Source organism: Streptosporangium roseum DSM 43021 (assembly GCF_000024865.1).
In the GTDB taxonomy this organism is placed as follows: domain Bacteria; phylum Actinomycetota; class Actinomycetes; order Streptosporangiales; family Streptosporangiaceae; genus Streptosporangium; species Streptosporangium roseum.
Genome location: NC_013595.1, coordinates 234,385 through 256,594, shown reverse-complemented (window position 1 = coordinate 256,594; position 22,210 = coordinate 234,385). Strand labels below are relative to the sequence as shown.

Here is a 22,210-nt window from a genome sequence, read left to right as displayed (position 1 = left end):
CCGAGCGGACAAAGACACCGATGGAATGCGCCAGTTACCATCGCATTTGAGCTCACCTTTCCGTTGACTGCCCCAAAAGCTCAACAAGAAGGACAAATACCCCCATGAGACGATGGGCTGCTCTGGCGCTCGCCGTACTGATCGCGTCCGTACCGGTTGCCACGAGTCCCGCCGCCGCGCAGGCGGGTGCTCCCGATCCGGCGCACGCGCTCAAGCGGCAGCTCCGAAACGAGCATGGCGTTCGGATTTCCGAGACCAACCGCTACTTCTTCGGCACGAAGTCGACGGTCTCCGGGAGCGGGACCCGGAGCAGCGGCAGCCTCCAGCTGGCCCCATCGGGTCCAGTGGCTGCGGATTTCACCTGGTGGGACCTTCCCCGGCCGACGGGTGGAGGGGCCCCGGCCGAGAAGCCGGGCCCCTACCGTGTGATCCGCGTCGGTAAAGACGTGTACGACGACAGCGACCAGTACCCCGGGCCGGTTCCGGATGGCAAGAAGTGGATCCGGTTCCCGAACAAGCACAGGGGACAGATGGCCCGGGACATGGCCCGGGACGCCAGCCTGCAGCCGCTCAACGTGTACGACCCGTCCATGATGAAGGCCGTGCTGAAGTGCTCGGCGGGCAAGCCCGTCTCCGGCGGCTTCCTCTACCGGGGCACGATGAGTTACAAGGAACTGCGCAAGATTTCCAAGGACACCTTGATCAACTGGGCCTCGGGTAAGCCCATCGGCGAGAAGACCAAGGGCAAGATCTCCTGGCAGCTCTGGGCCGACCGTGACGGTCTGCTCAAGCGCCTGGTCACCACCGACACCGTGGGAGCGGGGAAAGATCCGCTGGTCAAGCGGAGCGACACGCGCTACACCAGGTGGGGGTTCCGCCTCGTCATCACCGCCCCGCCCGCGGACGAGGTCATCGACGAAGATGATCTGCTGGAGTACATCCGCATCCAGAACACACCCATTCCCCCGGACGACAAGAACACCTGACCACGCACGGGAAAATCCGTGATCCGGCCCGGCCGGGCGGCGTCATGCCGCCCGGCCGGCCGGGTCACTCATCGAATAGTGACGCGGTCCCCCTTCGGCGCCCTGACCGGCGAGTTCTTCACGATGTAGGACGCCAGCGCTCCCGTGTCGTCCGGCCCGCCGTGGTAGACGCTGGTGCTCCCCTCCCACCTCGGGAAGCCCTGCCAGCCGCCCATCAGTATGTAGTTGGCCGCGATCTTGATCACTTGAGTGTCGGTCACCGGAGTACCGTTCAGCGTGATCTCGGTCACCGCCCCGCCCTGCAACGTGTAACGGAGCGAGGACGAGGGGGTCAGCACCCAGCCCGAGGGGTTCGGGTGCGCCAGCAGCTTCTTGAGCTGTGCGCCGGTCATCGCGTTCACGTCGACGGCGAGCCCGGCGGGCTGGGTGGCCCACAGTTCCTCGTAGGTGACCGGACCCGCGTTCAGTTCCGCGCGGAACCCGTACCTGCTGACGAGGGCGACCTGTGCGCCGGAGACGGCCTGGACCGCGTCCAGGTAGGCGTCGGCGACCAGTTCGACGAGCGGGCCGCCGGCGGCGGTCAGCGTGATCTTCTCGGCGGTGGCGCCGAAGCTCTCCTTGTCGCTCGGCGGACCGCACTTGAAGTAGTAGAGGGTGTTGGACATGAGGCCGTCCGGCTGCCTGATCTGGATCTGCACCGAGGTCTGGTCCGTCTCCCAGTCCCAGTTGAACGTCTCCAGCACGGTGGTGAAGACGGCGCCGTGGTCGGCCGGCACGTTGACGGTCTTCCACTCCTGAGTGCCGACGAGGCGATACTGAACTGCCTGCGCGCCGGCGGGAAGCCCCTCGAAGTGGCCGTGGATCTTGAAGGTCACCGGGCACTTCGAGGCGGTGGTCCGCTCGAAGACGATGGTGGCCTTCCGCACCAGGTTCTGAGCGGGCTTGTCGTCGTCCTGCCCGGCAGGAGGCGGCGTAGCCGAGACATCCGGCGTCTCGGACCCCTCAGCGGAGGTGGCCACGCTGTCCCACACGTCGCCCGTACTCTCCGTGTCACCGGCGCAGGTGACGGCGAACGAGGCTTTCCCGGAGGTCTTCTTCACCGGGCTGACCAGGCGAACCGCGCCCCAGCCACGAGCATCACCGGTGACCTTGATCGACGTGGACAGCCGAACGGTCTTGAGGCCCTTGCCGCCGACCTTGTAGGTCTTGGCGCGGCTCCTGTCTCCATCGCTGAAGGTCCACGCGTACTTCAGCGCCACCGGCGCCTTGACCTTCACGGTGGTGGACAGCGTCACGGTCGCCGGGCAGGCACCGGTATGAGCCTTTGGTGAAGCGGAAGCCGTGCCGAAAACAACCGGATTCGGGGCGGCCTGCGCTCCTGAAACAAAGGCTCCGGATGCCATGGCAATAACGGCCACCAGCACCCCGATTCGGCGCCCAACGCTACCTGATAATCCCACGATATTCCTCTCCTGCGATCTGCGACGACAGATCTGGACGTGCAAGGAACAACGGATTAGCCCGTTCCCTTGGAGGAGCAGATGCTAGCCAGGCCGGCCGACAATTCCGCGAGGGCCGAATCGCGGGTGAACTCAGGAGGAGGCCGCCAGGACGCCAGGGCGAGGCGTCAGGACTCCGATCCCGTGTTCACCATGAGGAACGGGTCCCCTGTCGAGCCGCGCAACTTCCACAGGTTTTTCGAGCGCTACTACGAGAGGGCCGGTGTCCCCCATTGCAGTTCGACTGCCGCCCCGATGAGGAGGTCAGCAGACAACAGGCTTCCGGCGGGCCCGAAAACTGCTTGGAGCACCATGATGACCTGGGCGCTTTTCATCCCAGGCGACGTGCTCTGCGTCTTCTCCGACTCGGCCACGGGACCTCTTGCGGTAGGGATCACCGATAGCCCGACAAACATACAAGCCGGACAATCGTATGCGCCGAGGCTGGCCGCACTGGTGTACCCTGCATTTTCCGGACACCTGCTCCACGGTTGATTCACGCTGCGAACTGCTGGTTCGGATGCTCGTCATGGACTTGTTGCGGGGTCACTGCCCGGAGGATTCGGGGCATCTCACGCGCCCATCACGATGCCGCCGGCGTGGTTGTCGACGAGAAGGTCCTCACCGCCCTGGAGAAGGCGGCGGACGACCGGCGCCGCCACATCAAGGGAGTTATCCCGGAAAAGAGCGGCCGAGCGGCCAACCGCAAGAAGAAGGGCTCACGCGGAGGCCGCCCCGTCAGCTACGACACCGATCTGTGCAAGGAACGCGCCACGGTCGAGTCTGTACAAGGAACGCCCCACGGTCGGGCGCTGCATCAACAAGATCAAAGCCTGGCGCGGGCCGGCACTCCACGCCGAACAGTTCGATGAGACGACCCGTGGTCACCAGCGAGCCCGCCGCGGCCTCGGCGATCCTTCAGCCTGCGGAGAGACCAGCCAGTCGATGACCAATTGCCGGCGATGGCCTTCGAGCACGGGACCGAGGGAGATGAGAACCTCCGCCATCGCGAACGGAGACGACGACGCCTGGTCTCATCCCGGCAGAAGCCGCACAAGCCATAGTCCAGGTGCTCGCAATCACCCGGCTGTCACGCGCCAGGGGCCCGGTATGCCACCTCCATCCGCGCGGCGTCGTCGATCTCCTCTGGCGTCAGCAGGACAGCCGTCTTCGTTCGTACCGCTCCAGAGGCCGATATCGTGAGACCCACAGCGGCCGAAGCCGCATTGCTCGGCAGGTCGACGATCACATACGTGTCTGTCTCGCCGAACGCGAAATACATCTGCTCGACCCGCCCGCCGACGCTTTCCGCCATGCGCTCCACCGCTTGCCGGCGTCCGGTGCCGCCATCGTGCAACACTCCTTTGAGGCCATCCGCGGTGTAGGTCGCCTGAATCAGATACTTGGGCATGGTCGAGTCCCTCTTCTCGTGCCGCCACCCTGCGCTGGGGCGGCCATTGCGGTCACAGGGTCGAAGTTCTCGGCTTAGGGTGACGGTAACCCCACCCGCTGTACTGGTTTTCCCCTGTCGCGGCCTTACGCTGCGAAGCCTGCAGCGCACCCTGTTCGATCAGCAGGGTCTGCTGTCTTCACGGAGCCGGTCAGGCGATTCAGTCTCTGGGCCTGGTCGAGAAGCGCGACAAGCGAAGGAACATTCCGGCCCCCATACAGGCGGCGCTCCGGGCGCCTGGTAACGGATGATGCTATGCCACAGATTGCCCCTTTTATGGTGGTTTTCGAGGTCAGGCCTGATGTCTGCAAGGAGAATGCCCAGATCTCTCATGTCTGCGGTGTGCAACCTGGATCCGCGCGTCATCGCCCCTGCCGTGCTCCCGAAAAGGAGCAGAAAAGGGATTTCTTGCGCAATCTAATACTTCTATGCCTGCAGCGGTTTTACAGCCCGTGACCGTTACGGTCACTGCCGGCGGCCAAGCATTGTGATCGTCTGGGACAGCCGCCAGTGTTCTGGATCTGTCTACCCTGTCATCGTGGGCACCGATATATACGGCTTCATCGAGACTCGTCACCCGCGCGCTGACGAGGACTGGTACGAAGGCGACGCATGGGCGCTGTCCATACCCCTCTATCCGCTCTATGACGACCGGGACTACGAGTCGTTCGGCTGCCTCTTCGGCGTTCGTAACTGGCTCGGCTGGACCCCTACCGCGGCCGGTCGTGGCCTACCGGCCGACGTGTCGGAACCGGTCCGTACCGACCATGCGAACTCCGCGCGAATCGATGCCGCCGTACATGGCTGCACGTGGGTTTCATGGGCGGAGCTCCGTGATCTGGACATGACCGTTCGTCCCGCCGCTCGTGGGGTGCTTCAGATTCAGTCGGGACAAGACTCGTCGATCCGCCGGTATCGGATCGACGACCAGTGGCCCGATGAGCTTGTGAAGCTGTATCGCATGCCGCCCGTGGGCACCTCGCCCGTCGGGGCTCCCGCGAGTCGATGGGAGGCTTCTGGAGCGACGCTCGAGTACGGCCCACTGACGCGACTGGATGTGCTGGGACCGGGCACCGGGTGGGAACACGTCTTCGGGGTGATGCAGGCGTTGGCGCGGCGGTTCGGGCCTGACGGCGTGCGATTGGTCGTCTGGTTCGACTGACGGCACCCCAACGGGATGAAGAGCTCAAGGTTTCTGATCGAAAGCCCTCGGTACTCGGACAGTCACGCCTTGAGGAGCGTGCAGATACGGACCATCCGTTCTGTCAACTTGGGAATTGCCACGACCTTCGCCACATCCACGCCACGACGCCGCTCCTGGCCGGCGCCTCCGTCCATGTCGTCGCCGCCCGGCCCGGCCACGCCGATCCGTCCATCACGCTCCGCGTCTACGCCCATGTGATCAGGGCAATCGAGAAACGCGAGCCGAGCGGCCCGCTGCGTAACTACGGACGTTCCACAGCCCGGTCCGGGCGTCGAACTCGACCGCCGGACCCGATCCGGGGCCCGTGCAGCCAGAAGTGCTGTTTGGGGATGTCATACCGCTCTGCACAGCCCTGTCAGGAGTGCTCGGCCGGCCCCGGTTCCTGACGCGAGGAGCCGGGACCGGCCCGTGTTCCCGCCAACCCTCCCCTCGTCCCCGTGGAGGGAAAGGCATGGCCTGGCGAGAGCGCGCGGGTGGCTAGTCCTCCTCGTACGGCGCGGGCGGCTGCAGGGAGGCGCACCCGTCGAAGACCCGCTTCTCGGCAGCCGAGCCGGGCTTGACCTGTTTGAACCCGGCCGGCTTCTCCTCGTCCTTGTCGATGGGCTGCCAGACGCCGCCCTTACGCAGGCACTCGGCCCACACGGCGAACTTGGCGTCGTCCTCGGGTGAGGACGGCTCGGCGCTGCCGAGAAGCACCGAGTCCCACTCCTTGCACGCCTTCATGCCGGCGTCGAGCTTGGCCTGGGTGACCTTGGTGACGGCGCTGGTGTCGATGTCCTGGCCCTTGACCGGGTCCGGGATGTCGATCCCGTTCTGCCGCATGCACCCGGCGAACTTCACCGCGGTCTCGTGCCAGCTGGGCTTGGCGGAGTCGGGAGCGGGGCTCGACGCGCTGGCGAAGCTCTGGGCTCCACACGCCGCGCTCAGCGCCAGGGTGGGAAGGGCGGCCAGGACGGCGAGGCGTCGCTTGGTGATCAACACGGTTCTCTCCAATGGGTCGGCTGGCTGCCCAACACCCTGGTCCGCCCCTGTGAGCGGACTGTCCGCGCCATGTCATAAACGTGTAATAGCTTCCAAGTCCGAACAAACCGCAAGCCAGAGCCGCCGATACTGGAACGCATGGCCCGCGTGTTGCTGATCGAGGATGACCCGAGCGTCAGAAACGCTCTGACGCTCGCCCTCAAGGGCAGGGATCACGAGGTCGAATCGGCGGCATCCGGGGAGGATGGGCTGGAGCGGCTGGCACGCTTCGCCGCCGACGTGGTCGTGCTCGACCTCATGCTGCCCGGCATCGACGGATTCGAGGTCTGCCGGCGCATCCGTGCGGCCTCCTCCACCTCGATCGTGATGCTGAGCGCGCGGGGCGACGACTTCGACGTGGTCGGCGGGCTGGAGGCCGGCGCGGACGACTACGTGGTCAAGCCGGTGCGGCCGCAGGTGCTGGAGGCCCGGATCAGGGCGGTGCTGCGCCGTACCGACGGTGTGCCCTCGCCCGTGGAGACCTACGGCGCGCTGTGCGTGGACCGCGCCTCCCTGACCGTGAGCAGGGGCGGACGGCAGATCGCGCTGCCGCCGATAGAGTTGCGGCTGCTGCTGTATCTGTCGGCCGCGCCCGGGCAGGTCTTCAGCAGGCAGCAGTTGCTGGAGTCGGTGTGGGAGCACGACTACCTGGGCGACTCGCGGCTGGTGGACGCGTGCGTGCAGCGGCTGCGCGCCAAGATCGAGGACGTGCCGGCCGAGCCGAAGTACGTGCAGACCGTGCGCGGATTCGGTTACCGCTTCGGGCCGGTATGACCTGGCTGCGGGGATTGCGGGCCCGGCTGGTGATCACGTTCGTGCTGGTGGGCGGGCTGAGCGCGGTGGGGGCCGCCGGGCTGACCTACTACAAGGCGCAGGGCAACCTGCTGGCCGGGGTGCAGAACCGGTTGCTGAAGGACTTCAAGAACCGGGTGCTGCTGCTGTCGCGCGACGTCGCGCTGCCCGCCGGCGACGCGGAGCTCGCCCTGCTGGCCGAGGACCTCGAGGTGGGCGACCGCGAGGTGTACGTGGTCAGGGACGGCGCCATCCCCAGCGACGCCCGCATCACCGCCGAACTGCGCGCGAGAGTCCTGCGGCGGCCGGAGCTGGCCTGGCAGCGGGTGACCCGCGACGGCGTGCCGTACCTCGTGGGCGGCAGCAGGGTCATGCTCCTCGCGGGCGGCACGCCGTCGGGGATCACCGTCTATCTCGTCGAATCGCTCGCGCAGGCCGCCTCCGACGAGGCGGCCGTGCTGCGCGCCGCGCAGGCGGCGGCCCTGCCCGCCGTGCTGCTGGCGGTGTTGGCCGGGCTGCTGGCCGCGCGCGGCGTGCTGCGCCCGGTCGCCGACCTGGACCTCGCGGCCCGGCGGCTGGGCGAAGGGCGACTGGAGACCCGCCTGCCCGTACGCGGCGGCGACGAGCTTGCACGGCTGGCGGGACGGTTCAACGAGACCGCCGCCGCGCTGGAACGCTCGGTCGGCGAGTTGCGCGAGATGGAGACCAAGTCACGGCGGTTCGTCGCCGACGTCTCCCATGAGCTGCGCACTCCGCTGGCCGCCGCCATCGCCGTCACCGACGTCCTCGAAGCCGGCGCCGACCGGCTGGACGCCGACGCCGGGACCGCCGCCCGGCTGGTCACCGCCGAGATCGCCCGGCTCACCAAGCTCGTCGACGACCTGATGGAGATCTCCCGCTTCGACGCCGGAGCCGCCGTGCTCAACCTCAACGACGTGGACGTCGGCGCCGCCGTCGCCGCCTGCCTGCGCTCACGCGGCTGGAGTTCCGGCGTCACCACGGATCTGCCGCCGGACATCCGTGTTCCCCTCGACCCGCGCCGCCTGGACGTCATCGTCGCCAACCTCGTCGGCAACGCGCTGCGGCACGGCGCACCGCCCGTCACGGTCCGGGTGCGCGCCACCGGCCAGGCCGTCGCCGTCGAGGTCGCCGACCATGGGCCGGGCCTGCCCGCCGACGTCCTCCCGCACGTCTTCGAGCGCTTCTACAAGGCCGACGCCGCCCGCGCCCGCTCCGAAGGCAGCGGCCTGGGTTTGGCCATCGCCCGCGAGAACGCCCTCCTGCACGGGGGCGACCTGACCGTCGCCCCCGGCCCCGGAGCCGTCTTCACTCTCACCCTGCCGGGGAACCGCCCGTCATGACCCCCCTACCGGGGAACCGCCCGTGAGAACCTGGCCCTTCGCCCTGCTCCTGGCAGCCTGTACGGCCTGCGGAGTCGGCCCCACCGACGTGATCGACGCCGGAGAGCCCGCCCGCGGCTTCATCCAGGGCACCCGCCTGTACTTCGTGCAGGACGACCGCCTCGTCTCCGTCGGCCGCCCCGAGGGCCCGCTGGAGGCCGCCGAAGCCGTCGAGCTGCTGGCCGGCGGGCCCACCTCGAAGGAGAGCGAGCGCTCCTTCGTCACCCGCCTGCCCAAGAACATGGCCGTCCGGGTGAACGACGACGGGTTCGCGCTGGACAAGAGCGTCTCGATGCTGGTGGGCGGCCGATGGCTGCCGCCGGTCTCCCGCCTGTCGCGGATGGCGACCGGGCAACTCGTCTGCACGATCGCCGCCGCCACTGCCGCCAAGCGCGGCGTGGACGTGGACGACGTGCGGGTGACCGTACCGGACCGGGGACAGGTGCGCTGTGAGGACTTCAAATGAGTTGCCCGGGGCGGCCGGTGTCTGGCCTCAGTGGAACCACTCACTCCTTGAACGAGATGAGGTGAAACCTCGCGGCGCAACCACGCGGCGAGGCCTCGCCTCTCCTCCCTGGAGCAGGATCACCCGTGGTGTGAACACGCAGCCGGCGCCCGTAAGCGTTGCGCTTCGCGTGGCGGCGTGAAGCAGGTGCCCGAATCGATCCAGGCGACGATGCCAGTGGATTCACCGGCGCCGGCAAGGGGGTTGCAACGCCCCCTTGAAACCGCCACCGGTGTCCGGTGAGGGCCTCTGAGCTGGAGCCGCCTTGGGGAATCGAACCCCAGACCCCTTCATTACGAGTTAGAACTCGATCGTCCATCGCTGTCTTCCGAGCCTGGTGGGGTGGGACCTGCGAGATTCCTCAGCCCATGGTTGTCCAGAACCTTCCAGACCTGTCGGATCGCGGTTGCCGACACAGCAGCAGTGCCTTCGCCGAGCCGGCCGGGCGGTTGGGGGTGCGGTTGCCGGTCGGCCGGACCGGCCAGTGCTGGGACAGCGCCCTGGCCGAGTCGTCCTTCCCCGCACTGGAGAGCGGGCTGCTCAGTGATCGCCCTTGGCTCCGCCGGGCTGCCGCCCACAGCGCGATCTTCGAGTTCATCGAGGGCTGGTACAACCTGCATCGGCTGCACAGCGGCCTCGGACACCGTAGTCCCACCGCCTACGAGGCCACCTGCGCGGCCTGACCACCACACCAATGGTGTCCGCCAAGGCGGAACAAGCTCAACCAGCAACCCTCCAGTGTCGCCCCCCCGCACGGCCCTGCCACGGTTGGAAGGCAATCTGATCACGGTCCGCGAAAGAGCCGCTGACCTTCGCTTAACGTACGCATATGCGGCGCTTGTGTGGGCTCGGACTGCTAGTCATCGGGATCATGAGCATTACGGGTTGCTCGCCCCCCATAGCCGGGGCGACCGGAGTCAGCGTCGACGCAGAGGGGCATCCGATCATCGTCTTGGCATGGTGCGAGGGAGCGACTCCTGAGGGTGTGGACATCTCTCACTATGAAGACACCTCGGGCTCGTGGAGTACCATGCCTGGCCCTTCGTCGGCCGCAACGGTCATGGACGACGTGGACTTCGTTGCACCGCCCCTGGACGGGCAGAGCGCATCCGTCCGGCTGGATGCCCCCGATGATGGTTGGACGGTAGAGCCGAAACCGTTCGTGTTGCGCCCAGGGGTGCTCTATCACGCGTTCGGTTATCAGGGGAGAGGCTCCAACCAGGTCAACACCAACGACGTCAGCTTCTCCGCCGACAGTGTGGCAAAGCTCAAGCCAGGATTGGTGCTGGTCCAGCGGTACGACGAGAGACAGTCACCGTCCGGTTGGGTCGATGTCGTGATCACACAGGAAGAGTTCGACCGCCAAGGCCAGGATCCGACCGACTGTCAGTGATCACTCCCTCATTTCGACATCTGGACGCCTGGAGCGTGGGAACGCATTGGGAAGGATCAACCATCGCCGCTCGGTGACGACCGGACACAGCCGGACATCAGAACTGATCGCAGGAACGAAAAAGCCCAGGTCATCGTGGTGATGATCTGGGCCTTCGCGCTGTGCGGCCGGAGGTACTCGAAACCCCGACCTTCTGATCCGCAGCCAGTTCGAGAACGTCCACCGGCGTCCACGGGTGTCAGAAGCACCTGCTCAGCGACTTCTTCAGCTTGATCGACTTCCAGGGGCGTACACCGGTGTCCAGGGACGTTGTTAGCAACGGCGTTAGCAGATTCACCGGGTTGATGCCCCCTCGTGGCGGCACGTCAGCAAGAGCCACCGTTTCCCGAATGCCTCGTCCGAGCCGTTCGGCTTGCCTCCTTCATGATCCGGTGATCGAAAAGAGACCTCGGGACGAGAAGATCAACGGCGCCTTCTCGGGGTGAGAAGAATCAAGAGAGGACAGCTCGGATGAGGCGATGGATCGCCACGATGGCCGTCGCGGTGACCGTGTCCGTCGCGGTCACCGGGCTCGGTACCGCTGTGGATGCTCAGACGGCCCCGATCAGCCCGGCCGACGCGCTCAGGCGTCAGCTCGTCGAGAACCGGGGCGTGACCATGTCGGAGGTCATCACCTGGGGGAGAGACGGGGGGAAAAACAGGTCTAGGCAGAAGACCCGCGCCGAGTTCGGCAAGGGCACGGTGACGGCCATCGATTTCAGAGACGTCCCCAGATCCAATGCCTCCGAGCCTCCTGTACGGTTCCTCAGGTTCAAGGGTCGTACATACTGCCAGGGCTGGATCTGTCCCGCTCCCGAGGGGAAAACCTGGGTCCTGTTCTACGAGGACGAAAAGTCCCGTCCCTTCCTGAAGTCCGGTGAGATCGATCTCGGTGATCCGGCCGCGTTGCAGGCGGTGCTGGCCACGACCGAGGCCAAGCGTCCGGGAGGCGTCTATGACGGCACCCGCACCACGATCCACCAGGGGACGATCACCTACGCCCAGCTCTACAAGGCCTCTCCCGCGTTCCGCGACCAGTACGGCAGGAAGCCACCCACCGGAAGAAATACAAAGGTCAAGGTCTCGTGGCGGCTCTGGCTCGGCAAGGATCAGCTGGTGCGCAGGGTCCAGACCACTTGGACCGAGTTGGTCGTCAACGGCACCAGTGTCGAGGGTTTCCATGTCATCGACGCTCGCCTTACCGGCTGGGGCGCCGAGACCGACATCCCTGTCCCTTCCGCCGACGAGACAGCGAGGCGGGACGACTGAAGGGATTCCCCGAGCAGCGCTCTCTCCTGAACCTGGCTGTCGAGGGGTGAAGTACCACTCCGGTGACCGACCCGCCGTGAATCTTCATGAGCCGGCTCGGCAGCGGTGACCGCCTCATGCACAGCAAGAGCTCGGTTGCCGACCCCGGAGGGCGCCTCTCCTTTCCTCGCTTCGGCCGATGTGACCTCCAGCTCTTGACGTGGTTGGTGCGACCGGCACTTGCCTGCTGAACTTGGCAAGTGATCGGGAAGACACTGTGGGAGCGACAGCTCCATCAGAGGGGTTCCGCTTCGGCGGTGGCGGTGACGGAAGATCGCGTCGTCGTCCATGAGCGCCATACTCGGCTTGTCTGCCTGGATCGCTACGACGGCTCGGTCCGCTGGGACGTTCCGATAGGAACCTGGCCACGCGCCGTCGTAGTCGCCGGCGATCGTTGCCTGGTTCTGGCGCATGACACCGATCAACTGTCCTGCCTCGATCTCACGACAGGGGCTGTGGTGTGGCGTGCCGGGTTGCCGCCATTTTCGGGGCATGTCGTGGCTACCGCGGAGACGGTCATCGTCGGTGGCTGGCGTGGTTACACCCCCATGGCCGCCTTCAACCTGAAGGACGGTCGGCCTCTGTGGCGGACACAGCAGCCTACGGCCACGGTGCTTCCTCTGTCCTGGGACGGCGGTGTGCTGTCGGGGAGCGGTTCGGAAGCGTGGCTGATCGATCCACATGATGGCAGGGAACTGGGCCGCTGGCGGTTGCCGGAGCCATTGGCGGACACCGACCATCGGCCGGCGTTCACCCTGGTCGACCCTGACCGCTGCTTGATGCCGTGCGGCCCGCGGTCCGTGGTGGCCATTCAATTGTCATCGGGTCTCGTCGATCAGTTCTTCCGTCACGATTCCGACCTCTTGGCCTCGGCTGCCGAGTTCACCGGTGGCGTGGTGTGGTTAAGCGAGCGGCGGGCCGGTTATCTCGCCGTCGACCCCGGCGACGGATCGAAATTGTGGAATGTGGAGGTCAGGCAGCCGCTCGTCAGCGGGGTGGTTCGAGACGGCGAGGGATTCGTGGTGGTCAGCGAAGGCGGTGTGCTCTTTCGCCTGCGGTCTGATGGACATGTTTTGGAACGGTGCTCGTCGGTTACCGGAGTTGTCGCACTGCGAGACCTTGGAGCGGGAGAGATGATCATGGTGACCAAGGGAACTCTGAGAGTGATCACCGTCAAACCGCACTCCGATGCCCTATAGGAGGAGGCGCAGGCATGACCCAAATGACAGACTGCATCGCATGATCCGGCTGGTTGCCCAAGATAGGAATGCCGTACTCACCGAACAAGAGGCCATGAGGGTCCGGTTTTGGGTTCTTGAGGTTCTACCTGCAACTCGCTGCGAGGTACTTCATGGGCCCGGTATTGAGATCATTGTTCCCGAGCGAGAGCCGGGTGACTTATCCCCGGGTGTCCTTCACCGGCTTGAAGAGATTGCGGGGAGCCCGTTCCACCTGATTGGGTGATGAGCTCATTGGCACCTGATGACTTGAATACCTCATAAGAACAATTCGGCAATTATCTGTGTGACAGCACACCGCGGCGCTGTCCGCCGAAGCTACTTGCCACACGCGAGGGCTTACAGGCAGGTAACAGCAGCGATGATCTGCGCCGCTCACGCCATAACCCGGCCGACGGACCGAGGACTGTACCGCGGCGTGCCGCTACTGCAATCCCTGGAGCGTGGCAACGCATCGGGAAGGATCAACCATCGCCGCTCGGTGACGACCGGGCACAGCCGGACATCAGAACTGATCGCAGGCACGAAAAAGCCCATGTCATCGTGGTGATGACCTGGGCCTTCGCGCTGTGCGGCCGGAGATACTCGAAACCCCGACCTTCTGATCCGCAGCCAGCTCGAGAACGTCCACGGCGCCCACCACCATCAGAAGCACATGCTCATTGATGCCTTCGCCGTGATCACTTTCTACGAACGTCCATCAGTATCCAGACATGTTGTTACTGAGACCGAATTCCCGGAGTTAAGGCCTGTCTGACAATTCGAAGTGGCGGAGCCAGAGCATGATGGATGCCAGGGTGACGCCTGCAAGATAGCGGTCGGCGAGCTTGTCGAAGCGCGTGGCGATGGCCCGCCCCTGCTTGAGCTTGGCGAAGCATCGTTCCACAAGGTTGCGGCCTTTGTCGAAGACGGGAGGGCGGCCGCCCTGGCTGCCCTTGCGCGTGCGGTTGGCGATCTGGTCCCTGCGTTCGGGAATGACCGCCTGAATGCCGCGCCGCCGCAAGCACAGGCGGATCTTCTTGGAGGATTAGCCCTTGTCACCCAGCAGGCGATCCGATCGGGTACGAGGCCGGCCGATGCGGCGGCGCAGCCGGAATTTGGCCATGACCGCTTCGAAGGCGGTACAGCCCACGACGCTGCCGCCGGTCAGGTGAAGTTTGGTGGTCAGTCCACCGCGGGAGCGTCCGAGGTCTTGTCGCCTTTGGGATTGTTTCGCGTCGACCGTCCGGCCGTCGTCCCCCTTTTTCGCGCGCCGGCGGCGTGCTGGTGGGCGCGGGCGATGGTCGAGTCGATGCTGACGGTCAGTTCGACCGTACCGATGGAGTCGTCCTTGACCTGCAGATCTTCCAGGATCCTGGCCCAAGTGCCGTCCTCGTCCCAGCGTTTGAACCGCTCGTAGCACGTCCGCCAGGGGCCGTACCGTTCGGGGATGTCCCGCCAAGATGCTCCGGTGCGCAGCCGCCACAGAATCCCGTTGATGACCTCGCGATGGTCGCGCCAAGGGTGTCCCCTGCCATCCGTCGCGGGCAGCAGGGGCCCGATTCGTTGCCAGGCCTTGTCGGTCAGTTCACCTCGTCGCACCACGAACGATCATCTAACCGCATCCACCGTGATCGTTTATCAGACAGGCCTTAGGGGTTGTCCGGCGGCCATCGCCCGGGCGATGGCTTGCCGGGTGGCGCGGTAGCCCAGCGCCGAGGGAAGTTCGTCGAAGGGCCCTGATCACAGTCGGGGGAGGCGAGACAGGCCCGGGCCACCCGCCGGCGGCCGCTTTCGGTGCCGGTGAATTCGATTGCACCGGGACTGCTGAACTTGGTGGGGTATCTGCATGAATGGTGCCACTGAGCAGGTGCAACGGGCGAGAACAGGAAGAGACCGTACGATCACGCGACGTCCGGCTCCATGGCACAGGCTGGCGGTGCTCGGGGCTCTGATGCTGGCCGCCCTCACCTTCAACACCGCGGAGAACCTGCCGGTCGGCCTCCTGAGGCTCATGTCCGAAGACCTACGGGTGTCCCTGTCAGCGGTGGGTCTCCTGGTCACCGGCTACGGCGTTGCGGTGGCCATCGCATCTGTGCCGATTGCCCACGTCGTGCGGGCCGTGCCCCGACGTTATGTGCTCACAGGACTGCTGGCCGCACTCGTGGTGTCCAGTCTCGTTGCCGCGCTGACCCCCTCTTACTGGCTGCTCCTCGTGGCGCGGCTGCTGACCGCGCTCGCCCAGGCGCTGTTCTGGGCCGTGATGGGGCCGGTCGCGGTGGGCCTGTTCGCGCCCGAGGTCCGGGGGCGTGTGGTCGGGGCGCTGTCCGTGGCTGGTTCGCTCGCCCTGGTGCTCGGTGTTCCCGCTGGGACCTGGCTGGGCCGGCAGAGCACCTGGCAGGTGCCCATCGCCATGCTGGCGGCTCTGGGGCTGGTCTCTTTGGTGACGATCGCCGTTCTGCTGCCGACGTCGCGTCCGGAAGAAGAGCCTGCCGCCTACGCGACCAGTCCCGACGTGTGGCGGTTCGGGACGGTGCTGGCGGCCGGAGCCTTGTCCGCCGCCGGGGCGTTCACGGGATACACCTACATCGTGACGTTCCTGGGCGACGTGAGCGGGTTCTCCCCCAGCGCAGTCAGCGTCCTGTTCGTGGTTTTCGGTGTCGCGTGTCTGGCCGGGGTGAGCATCACCGGGGCGTTCCTGGACCGCTTTCCGCAGTCCGCGCTGGCCACCGCCGTGGCCACGCAGGCGGTGGGCATGCTAGGCCTGTACGCGTTCGGCGCTCATCCGGTGGCGGCGGTGATGTCCCTTACGCTGATGGGTGGCGCACTCGGCCCGGTGTTCATGACCACGCAGAACACGATGCTGCACTGCGCGCCGGGCCGCACGGACATTGCCTTCGCGGCGAACTCCGGTGCTTACAATGCCGGCATCGCGGCGGGTGCCGCGCTTGGGGGACTGGTCCTGTCGCTCGCCGATGTACGGAGCACCTTCCTCGCCGGCGGGCTGCTGACCGTCGGGTCCTGCGCGGTCCTGCTCGGAGGCCACCTGCTGCATGGGCGCCGTCGTCCAGAACGCTCAACACTTCGATGAGGGACGCCAGCTCGGATCCGCCGACCATAACAGGGTGTGCCTGAAGGCTGAAGGTGAAGCCGCCCATCACCGATCACGATTGCTGCGGCCGGTGCCGGCGCGGCTGGGACTGCCTGAGCGCCGCGCAACGCGATTACGACGGTCCCGGCAACTTCGCTCACACCTACTTCGCAGAGATGTTCCTCAACCCCCGAGGCGCGGTCCGTGAGGTTTCTCAGGCCGTGGACTCCGCCGACGCCGCTCTGTGCCAGGTCTGACAGCGCCGGTGGATGCGGCCGAGAGCGAACCGCGCGACTCTGCCTGATCCGGCCACCGCCCGCCTGCCGACGCCTTGCCGCAGCCGCCCCAGACAGCCGGATTCAATCACGTAGGGTAAAGGCTAGTCACCCTACGATGCTTAGGTGAACCGTTCCAGTCGATTGTGGCGTCGCGCGGACATTCTCTGGGAGGAGCCGATGCTCCTGGCGCCCCTGGCGCTGACCGCCGTCGTCACCGTGGTGGCCGTTCTGACTCCGAGTCACCTCTACTTCAGCCGCTTTCTCGTGGTTGCCCCCGCTCTCGCCGCCTCGATGTGGCCGGTGGTCGAAACGGTGGCCCTCGGCCTGCTGGCCCTGGCCATCGACGTCCTGATCGCCGTAACCATCGGCCAGCCGGAGGAGTCGCACACCCACCTGTTCACCATCGCGGTGATCGCGGGTGTGACCGTCGCGGCCGCCTCCGCCAGCCATGTGCGCCAGCAGCGGGAGGAGACCCTCGCCCAGGTCCGCTCCGTCGCCGAGACGACGCAGAAGGTCCTGCTGCGCCCTATGCCCCACCGCCTCGGCCGGTTGGACATCGACGCGCTCTACCTCGCTGCCGCGGCCCAGGCCCATGTCGGCGGTGACTTCTACGAAGCGCTGGAGACGCCCCACGGCGTCCGCCTGATCATCGGCGACGTTCGCGGCAAAGGACTCCCTGCGGTCGGCGTGGCCTCGGCGATCGTCGGATGCTTCCGGGAGGCCGCGTACGACGAGCCGGACCTGGCGCGGCTGGCCCGCCGACTGGACGTGAGCATGAACCGCTACACCACGCTGTTGTTCGGCGACGACCTGGAGTACTTCGCCACGGCCCTGCTCGCCGAGTTCCCCGACAACGGATCGGTGGTCGAAATCGTCAACTGCGGCCACCCCTCGCCGCTGCTGCTCCGCGCGGGAGCGGTCCGCGAGGTCACTCCCACGGCTCCCTCGCCGCCCATCAACATGGGCGCCCTGCTCGGGCAGGAGTATCACATCGACCCCCTCCCCTTCGCCGCCGGTGACCAACTGCTGCTGTACACCGACGGCGTCACCGAGACCCGCGACCACACTGGCGCGTTCTTCCCGCTGACGCAGCACGCGGGCCAGTGGGACGCGGACTCCCCTTCCCGGCTGCTCGAGCAGCTGCACAGGGACCTGGTCCACTACAGCCACGGCCGACTCGACGACGACATCGCTGCCGTCGCCGTCCGCGCGACGGACGACCGGCCGGGCGGCCCGTCCTCGCCGGGCCGCCGGTGACGGGGTGTCGGTAAGGCTCGATCCACCAGCCGTAAACAACCGTGTCTGCCCAGGTGAGGGGTAGCCGTAGTTGCCGCCGAAAATCGGGCGGATATCGCTGGCCGGCGATGATGCGGCCGATTGGCCGTGCCGATCAGGTGCACGCTGGGGTTCACCTGCAGAATGCTGATTCCGTCCCGCCAGTCCGGCTCGCTGACCTGGGTTAACGCAATCGCGTGCACCTGCTGACAGCTTCGTTACCGACACCCCGAGAAGAAGCGCCCGTAACCGGTGTGCTGGCTGAACTACGACTGCGCCATCGAGGTGATCGCCGCGGCGTACGCGCGCAAGCTGCCCTCCATTGGCGAGGCCCTGGCCGCCGCCGACCTGATGGCCACAACCGGCTCCGCCGACCTGACCGCCGCGATCGGCACCAGCACCGGCGAGCTCGCCGAGCACAGCCTGCGCCGCCTCAACGGCACTCAGGTCACCCGCCGCATGGCGATGCGCGCCCTGGCCGACCTATCTGCACCTGGCACCGGGATGCTCGAACGCTGGATACGCGCCAGCGCCCGCCAGGGCCGCCTGCTACGCGCCCTGGCCGACATGCGCACCGCCGGCGCACCACCATCGGTGCCCCCTGACAGGCCGCCAGACGTCGCCAAGGGCGCGCCCCTGAACCTCTGGGGCGCGCCCTTCGTCATGCCGCACTGGCTCACTCCCCCGAACCAGAGCACGAAGCCTCAACCAGAACAGGAACCAGGCCGAACGATCCAGAAGGCGAACCACAACCAACAAGATCACCAAAGAAGAGAGCCACCGAGCACGACTGTCCCTTCCACGCGAAGTTGTCGCAAGGGACACGTACTGACCTGCGGAACGGCATCTTCTTCTGGACGGTTTGACTCGAGTTGTTCAGGCCTACCTATCGGCGGGCCGACCATGTCGACCACGCCGGCCCGGATGGGTGTCCGGCAGGTCAGCGGTCGGCCAGGCGGTCCCAGAAGGCCAGCTTGTGGAGGGCGTCCTGATCGTAGATGCCGACGCCACCGGGGCCCGGAGCCAGGCGATGGACATGCCCGGTGCGCACGGGACTCCAGCGCGGCAGGCCAGGAGCGTTGGGGTCGCCGGTCGCCGCGAAGCGGGACCAGTACGTGATCATCGTGTCGCCGAGCTTCCGCTGCTCGCGGGTGAGCGCAGCCCCGGGGAACAGGAACGACAGTTCCGATCCGTGCGAGGCGAGCGGCTCCACGCCACCGGGAAGGGGGAAGATCGGCGGCGCGGTACGGTCGGCGAACCCGTAGGAGTAGACCGGGGTGTGCTCACTGAGCATTCGGTCACTGGCACGACCGGCCCACGCCCAGTCGAGATCGCTCAGGATTGCTGCGGCGGCCTGCACCGGCCGCCCACGGGACGGATACTCCGCCGCGATCGCCGTGGCCTTGTCACCGAAGAAGCGACGCAGGCCCTCCTGGTACCCCTGCTCGGTGAGACCGGGGAACATCAGCGCGGCGAATAGGGTCCCCTCGTCACGGGTGATGCCGGTGAGGATCGGCACACGGTGGAAGCGGCCCTGCGCGAAGACGGTCTCGGGATCGGCGGGCAGCACGGTGTTGCCGTAGCTCGGCAGGGCGAGCGGCTCCTGCGCGAGGAGCTTGGAGACGGGCTTGCCGCGCAGACAGGTGACGGCTGTCTCCGGATCGGTGCAGCCGAGCGCGGTGGCGATGGTGGCCCCGTGCGCCTCGTGAGCGGCCTTGGGAACCCACATCGGGATGTCCAGGAGCGGCCTCAGGCCGCTGCGGGTGAAGGCGGCCTGCGAACACGGCGTGCTCTGGAGGATCGCCCGGCGGAACAGCCCTGCAGCGGTGGGCGACGCCAGGTGGGAGCACGCCGAGTGCGCCCCGGCGGATTCCCCGAACAACGTGACGTTGCGGTGGTCGCCGCCGAAGGCCGCCACGTTGCGCTGGACCCAGCGCAGAGCGGCCTGCTGGTCCTCCAGCCCGTAGGCCCCGCCGTCCGCCAGTCCGGGATGCCCGAAGAAGCCGAACACGCCCAGCCGGTAGTTGACGGTGACCACCACGACGTCGCCGCGCGTGGCCAGGCGGGTGGCGTCGTAGTCGCTGCCGGCCCCCTTCGTCAGGCTGCCGCCGTGCAACCAGACCATCACGGGCCGGGGGCGGCTCGGAGTGGCCGAGCGCGGGACGGTCACGTTGAGGTACAGGCAGTCCTCGCTGTCGCTGGCCGGCAACCCCCACAGATCCGCGGACTGGGCACACCTGTTACCGGGGCGTGTCGCGTCGCGGACGCCATGCCAGGGAGTCACCGGCCGGGGCGACTGCCAGCGCAGGTTACCCACGGGAGAAGCGGCGTAGGGGATGCCCTGGAAGATCCGGTGGTCCCGGGCGATCTCGCCGCGCACCCAACCCGCATCGGTCCGTACGGCATTCCGCGGGGCCGCGTCCGCCGGCGCGGCCCCTGCCATGACGATTACCAAGCTCACAACCGCTGAGTTGAGAGTACGGATGAATGTCATGCGGCGAGCCTAGGAACGGCGCGGCGAGGAGGGAATGGCGCAGGCTACCGCCATGGGGTGCACCTAGATGCACCCCATGTCAGAGGTCAGGCTTGGTCCGGATAACGGAGGACGGTAAGGACGCGGCGGTGGGTGTCCTCAAAGTGACCAGGTCCGGCCTCGGGGCGGTCTCAAGATCTGGCCGGCTTCGTCCTCGAAGCAGATCCAGCCGTCTTGAGCCGCCGCCGTCTTTTTATCCGCTGCCACTGCTCGGTCTTCCACCAGGTGATCACCACCTCGTCGCGTTCCGCGGCCCGATGGACGCTCACCTGCGGCGACCAGCCCATCCGGTGCAGCAACAGCGAAACCCCGCGCAGGCTGCAGGGGATCCGAAACAGCCGGGCGATCAGATCCGCCACTCGGGCCAGTGTCCAGCGCTGATCACTTCAGCCGTGTGCGGCCGGACCGGCCTCCAGTTCGGCTTCCAGCCGGGTGCGTTGTTCCTCATTGAGCCGGCAGGGCCATCCGGCCGCTCCCTTGGAGGCCATCGCCGCAACTCCACCGACTTTCCAGGCCCGATGTCAGCGGCTGGCCGACATCGCCGGGACGCGTAGCCGCCGGGCCACCTCGGCCTGAGACACGTCTTGGGCGAACATCTCCGCCGCGCGCAGCCGTACCGCTTCGCGTCGCGCCCGGTCTTTGGCGGTCAGCCCGCCACCTTCCGGATACCTCATAATTCCGGCATACCGAATGCATGACCATCTAACGGTCATGAATCACGCATGATGATCTAACTTCCGAGCTTCAGCCTCAGTAGCAACCGCGTTGGCAAGACTGGCCATCATCGGCGTCATCGTGGTGCGCACTCTCCAGCAGAGCGCGCAGGCGGCGGAGCTTGGCCAACAAACGCGGGACATCGGACCGCGCGTGCACGATGAACGCCGTCAACGGGGCGGCATGCTCCTTCTGCTCTTCAGCCTACAGAGGAGGGCAGGGTCGGCTCGTGGGGCGGACCGGGCTAATCCGAAAATACGAGAGCGGACGCAAGGACTACCCCGCCTTCATCGAGGGCTATCACCACTTGGGATCACCGGCCTGCACAGGATTGTTACAAGACATTCCTTATCGCGCCAACACCACTCTCTTACCCTTTTCCCTGCTATATCCCCCCAAGCAAGGACGCTGATGAAGCTCTTCTTCGCAGGCCTCGTGGCAACGGCCGCGGTCGTGTGCGCGGTGGCCGTACCCGCTCAGGCGGCATCCGTCGCATCCGTGCAGGCCGCTCCAGTGAACCCGGTGAAAGCCCTGAAGGCCCAGCTGGTCCCGGGCAAAGGCGTAAAGATCACCGAAACAAGCGGCATCACCCTCGATTTCACCGCCGACGATCGGGCCATGCAGGTACAGGTGAGCACCCGCACGGTCGGCACCCTGGCTTTCGACAAAGGCAACGTAGCGGCTGCCGACCTCCGTGTCCGCATGTCCTCACGCCCGAAAGGGCCCAACCCGCCCTACCGGATCATCGCTGAGGGCAGAAACGCCTACGTGACCAACGCCGGCATCGCCAAGGCGCTGCCTTCCGGTCGTTCCTGGATCCAGTCGAAGGCCAGTGGGCGCGAAAACGCTGTCCTCGACATGGGCGTCACTCCAGCGCAACTGCAGTTCATGCTGGACAACGCATCAGAAGTAGCGACCGGCCAATATCAGGGCACCGCCACACTCGCTGACTTCCAGCACGACAAGTCCGCCGGGGAAGGCAACGTCGAGTTTCACCTGTACTTCGATGAACACAACCTGCTCACCCGCACGGTCGTCGACACGACGGCCTACCCGGACGGCGACACCGCGGCCTATGACCAGATGGTCTTCCACACCGATACCAAGTATTCGGACTGGGGCGCCAAAGTGAAGATCGCTGCACCTGCGGCCGGCAAGGTCATCAGCGAGAAGAAACTCAACGCGAAGATCCGCAAGGCCGTCATAAAGGCTGGCTATCCGGAGAGCGGCCCCTTCTGACCTGCGCCAAGAAGGAACCGACGTCGGCGGGCGAACCCGTGGACATCTTTCCCGCCTGAGCGGCGTCCCCTTCAGATGGGCAGGGGAACTAATCAGGAGGCACTGAGCCTTTTCATCCGTGGCTGAGCTGGCCAAGAGCACATTCCTGCGAATCTGGCGAAGGCCCGTGAGACGGCTCGGAGCGCCGAGGACCACACCTCACCGCCTGCCGCTCCACGTGGCTCAACGCGTGCGTTCCGCCGAAGCAGGTCCGAGTGGGCAGGCAAC

The 22,210-nt window shown here is 66.4% G+C and carries 20 protein-coding genes and 2 pseudogenes; 13 read left to right on the top strand and 9 right to left on the bottom strand.

The window, feature by feature from the left end; all coding sequences use genetic code 11:
- Nucleotides 1-104: 104 nt before the first annotated feature.
- Nucleotides 105-986, top strand: a complete 882-nt coding sequence (locus tag SROS_RS01245; protein WP_012887046.1) for a hypothetical protein — start codon at nt 105-107, stop codon at nt 984-986.
- A 68-nt stretch (nt 987-1,054) separates the two neighbouring features.
- Here the strand turns inward: SROS_RS01245 and SROS_RS01240 are convergent, their stop codons facing one another.
- On the bottom strand, nt 1,055-2,281 hold the full coding sequence (locus SROS_RS01240) for a 5'-nucleotidase C-terminal domain-containing protein (RefSeq protein ID WP_043651103.1): 1,227 nt from the start codon (nt 2,279-2,281) through the stop codon (nt 1,055-1,057).
- A gap of 803 nt (nt 2,282-3,084) precedes the next feature.
- Here SROS_RS01240 and SROS_RS49075 point away from each other — a divergent pair.
- Nucleotides 3,085-3,357, top strand: coding sequence for a hypothetical protein (locus tag SROS_RS49075; RefSeq protein ID WP_148268912.1), 273 nt, complete (start codon nt 3,085-3,087; stop codon nt 3,355-3,357).
- 218 nt (nt 3,358-3,575) lie between these two features.
- Here SROS_RS49075 and SROS_RS01235 read toward each other — a convergent pair whose 3' ends face one another.
- A complete protein-coding gene (locus SROS_RS01235; RefSeq protein ID WP_012887044.1) occupies nt 3,576-3,896 on the bottom strand; it encodes a GYD domain-containing protein in 321 nt (106 codons plus the stop codon).
- 577 nt (nt 3,897-4,473) lie between these two features.
- Between SROS_RS01235 and SROS_RS45570 the strand changes: the two genes are divergently transcribed.
- Nucleotides 4,474-5,097, top strand: coding sequence for a hypothetical protein (locus SROS_RS45570; protein WP_052316841.1), 624 nt, complete (start codon nt 4,474-4,476; stop codon nt 5,095-5,097).
- Between the two features lie 62 nt (nt 5,098-5,159).
- Here the strand turns inward: SROS_RS45570 and SROS_RS52600 are convergent, their stop codons facing one another.
- Together SROS_RS52600 and SROS_RS45565 are read right to left on the bottom strand one after the other, a co-directional pair.
- Nucleotides 5,160-5,333 carry a hypothetical protein gene (locus tag SROS_RS52600; RefSeq protein WP_012887042.1) on the bottom strand — a complete coding sequence of 58 codons (174 nt, stop codon included), beginning with the start codon at nt 5,331-5,333 and terminating at the stop codon, nt 5,160-5,162.
- A 283-nt stretch (nt 5,334-5,616) separates the two neighbouring features.
- Entirely contained in the window at nt 5,617-6,120 is a 504-nt protein-coding gene (locus tag SROS_RS45565; protein WP_012887041.1) for a hypothetical protein, read from the bottom strand.
- A gap of 138 nt (nt 6,121-6,258) precedes the next feature.
- Here SROS_RS45565 and SROS_RS01220 point away from each other — a divergent pair, with 138 nt between their 5' ends.
- The 7 genes from SROS_RS01220 (at nt 6,259) to SROS_RS01190 (ending at nt 12,795) form a co-directional block, all read left to right on the top strand.
- Nucleotides 6,259-6,933 (top strand): response regulator transcription factor, encoded by a 675-nt coding sequence (locus SROS_RS01220; protein ID WP_012887040.1) that lies wholly within the window; start codon nt 6,259-6,261, stop codon nt 6,931-6,933.
- A complete protein-coding gene (locus tag SROS_RS01215) occupies nt 6,930-8,312 on the top strand; it encodes a sensor histidine kinase (protein WP_012887039.1) in 1,383 nt (460 codons plus the stop codon). The genes SROS_RS01220 and SROS_RS01215 overlap by 4 nt, the downstream gene beginning before the upstream one ends.
- Before the next feature lie 22 nt (nt 8,313-8,334).
- The gene (locus SROS_RS01210) at nt 8,335-8,817 is read left to right on the top strand and encodes a GerMN domain-containing protein (RefSeq protein WP_012887038.1); all 483 of its coding nucleotides are present in this window, start codon (nt 8,335-8,337) and stop codon (nt 8,815-8,817) included.
- Between the two features lie 407 nt (nt 8,818-9,224).
- Entirely contained in the window at nt 9,225-9,539 is a 315-nt protein-coding gene (locus SROS_RS01205; RefSeq protein ID WP_081453000.1) for an integrase core domain-containing protein, read from the top strand.
- A 302-nt stretch (nt 9,540-9,841) separates the two neighbouring features.
- Nucleotides 9,842-10,249, top strand: a complete 408-nt coding sequence (locus SROS_RS01200; RefSeq protein ID WP_148268911.1) for a hypothetical protein — start codon at nt 9,842-9,844, stop codon at nt 10,247-10,249.
- A 510-nt stretch (nt 10,250-10,759) separates the two neighbouring features.
- The gene (locus SROS_RS01195; protein ID WP_012887036.1) at nt 10,760-11,557 is read left to right on the top strand and encodes a hypothetical protein; all 798 of its coding nucleotides are present in this window, start codon (nt 10,760-10,762) and stop codon (nt 11,555-11,557) included.
- 239 nt (nt 11,558-11,796) lie between these two features.
- Nucleotides 11,797-12,795: an outer membrane protein assembly factor BamB family protein gene (locus tag SROS_RS01190; RefSeq protein ID WP_043651099.1), complete on the top strand. Its 999-nt coding sequence runs from the start codon at nt 11,797-11,799 to the stop codon at nt 12,793-12,795.
- Nucleotides 12,796-13,576: 781 nt separating this feature from the next.
- On the opposite strand, the pseudogene SROS_RS47060 reads toward SROS_RS01190, so the two are convergent.
- Nucleotides 13,577-14,415 (bottom strand): annotated as a pseudogene (locus SROS_RS47060) (IS5 family transposase).
- Between the two features lie 352 nt (nt 14,416-14,767).
- Between SROS_RS47060 and SROS_RS01175 the strand changes: the two are divergent.
- Nucleotides 14,768-15,904 (top strand): MFS transporter, encoded by a 1,137-nt coding sequence (locus SROS_RS01175; RefSeq protein ID WP_218919797.1) that lies wholly within the window; start codon nt 14,768-14,770, stop codon nt 15,902-15,904.
- Between the two features lie 401 nt (nt 15,905-16,305).
- A complete protein-coding gene (locus SROS_RS01165) occupies nt 16,306-17,439 on the top strand; it encodes a PP2C family protein-serine/threonine phosphatase (RefSeq protein WP_218919796.1) in 1,134 nt (377 codons plus the stop codon).
- 284 nt (nt 17,440-17,723) lie between these two features.
- On the opposite strand, the gene SROS_RS50660 is transcribed toward SROS_RS01165, so the two are convergent.
- The 4 genes and pseudogenes from SROS_RS50660 to SROS_RS51900 all read right to left on the bottom strand — a co-directional run bounded on the left by SROS_RS50660 (nt 17,724) and on the right by SROS_RS51900 (nt 20,664).
- Nucleotides 17,724-17,900 (bottom strand): hypothetical protein, encoded by a 177-nt coding sequence (locus SROS_RS50660; protein ID WP_169369218.1) that lies wholly within the window; start codon nt 17,898-17,900, stop codon nt 17,724-17,726.
- A gap of 497 nt (nt 17,901-18,397) precedes the next feature.
- Complete coding sequence (locus SROS_RS01160) at nt 18,398-19,900, bottom strand: carboxylesterase/lipase family protein (protein WP_281048020.1); 1,503 nt, start codon at nt 19,898-19,900, stop codon at nt 18,398-18,400.
- A 221-nt stretch (nt 19,901-20,121) separates the two neighbouring features.
- Nucleotides 20,122-20,361, bottom strand: a pseudogene (locus SROS_RS51905) (helix-turn-helix domain-containing protein); the annotation flags it as partial.
- 150 nt (nt 20,362-20,511) lie between these two features.
- Nucleotides 20,512-20,664, bottom strand: coding sequence for a hypothetical protein (locus tag SROS_RS51900; RefSeq protein ID WP_218919794.1), 153 nt, complete (start codon nt 20,662-20,664; stop codon nt 20,512-20,514).
- 451 nt (nt 20,665-21,115) lie between these two features.
- Between SROS_RS51900 and SROS_RS01150 the strand changes: the two genes are divergently transcribed.
- On the top strand, nt 21,116-21,943 hold the full coding sequence (locus SROS_RS01150; RefSeq protein WP_012887028.1) for a hypothetical protein: 828 nt from the start codon (nt 21,116-21,118) through the stop codon (nt 21,941-21,943).
- Nucleotides 21,944-22,210: the final 267 nt, after the last annotated feature.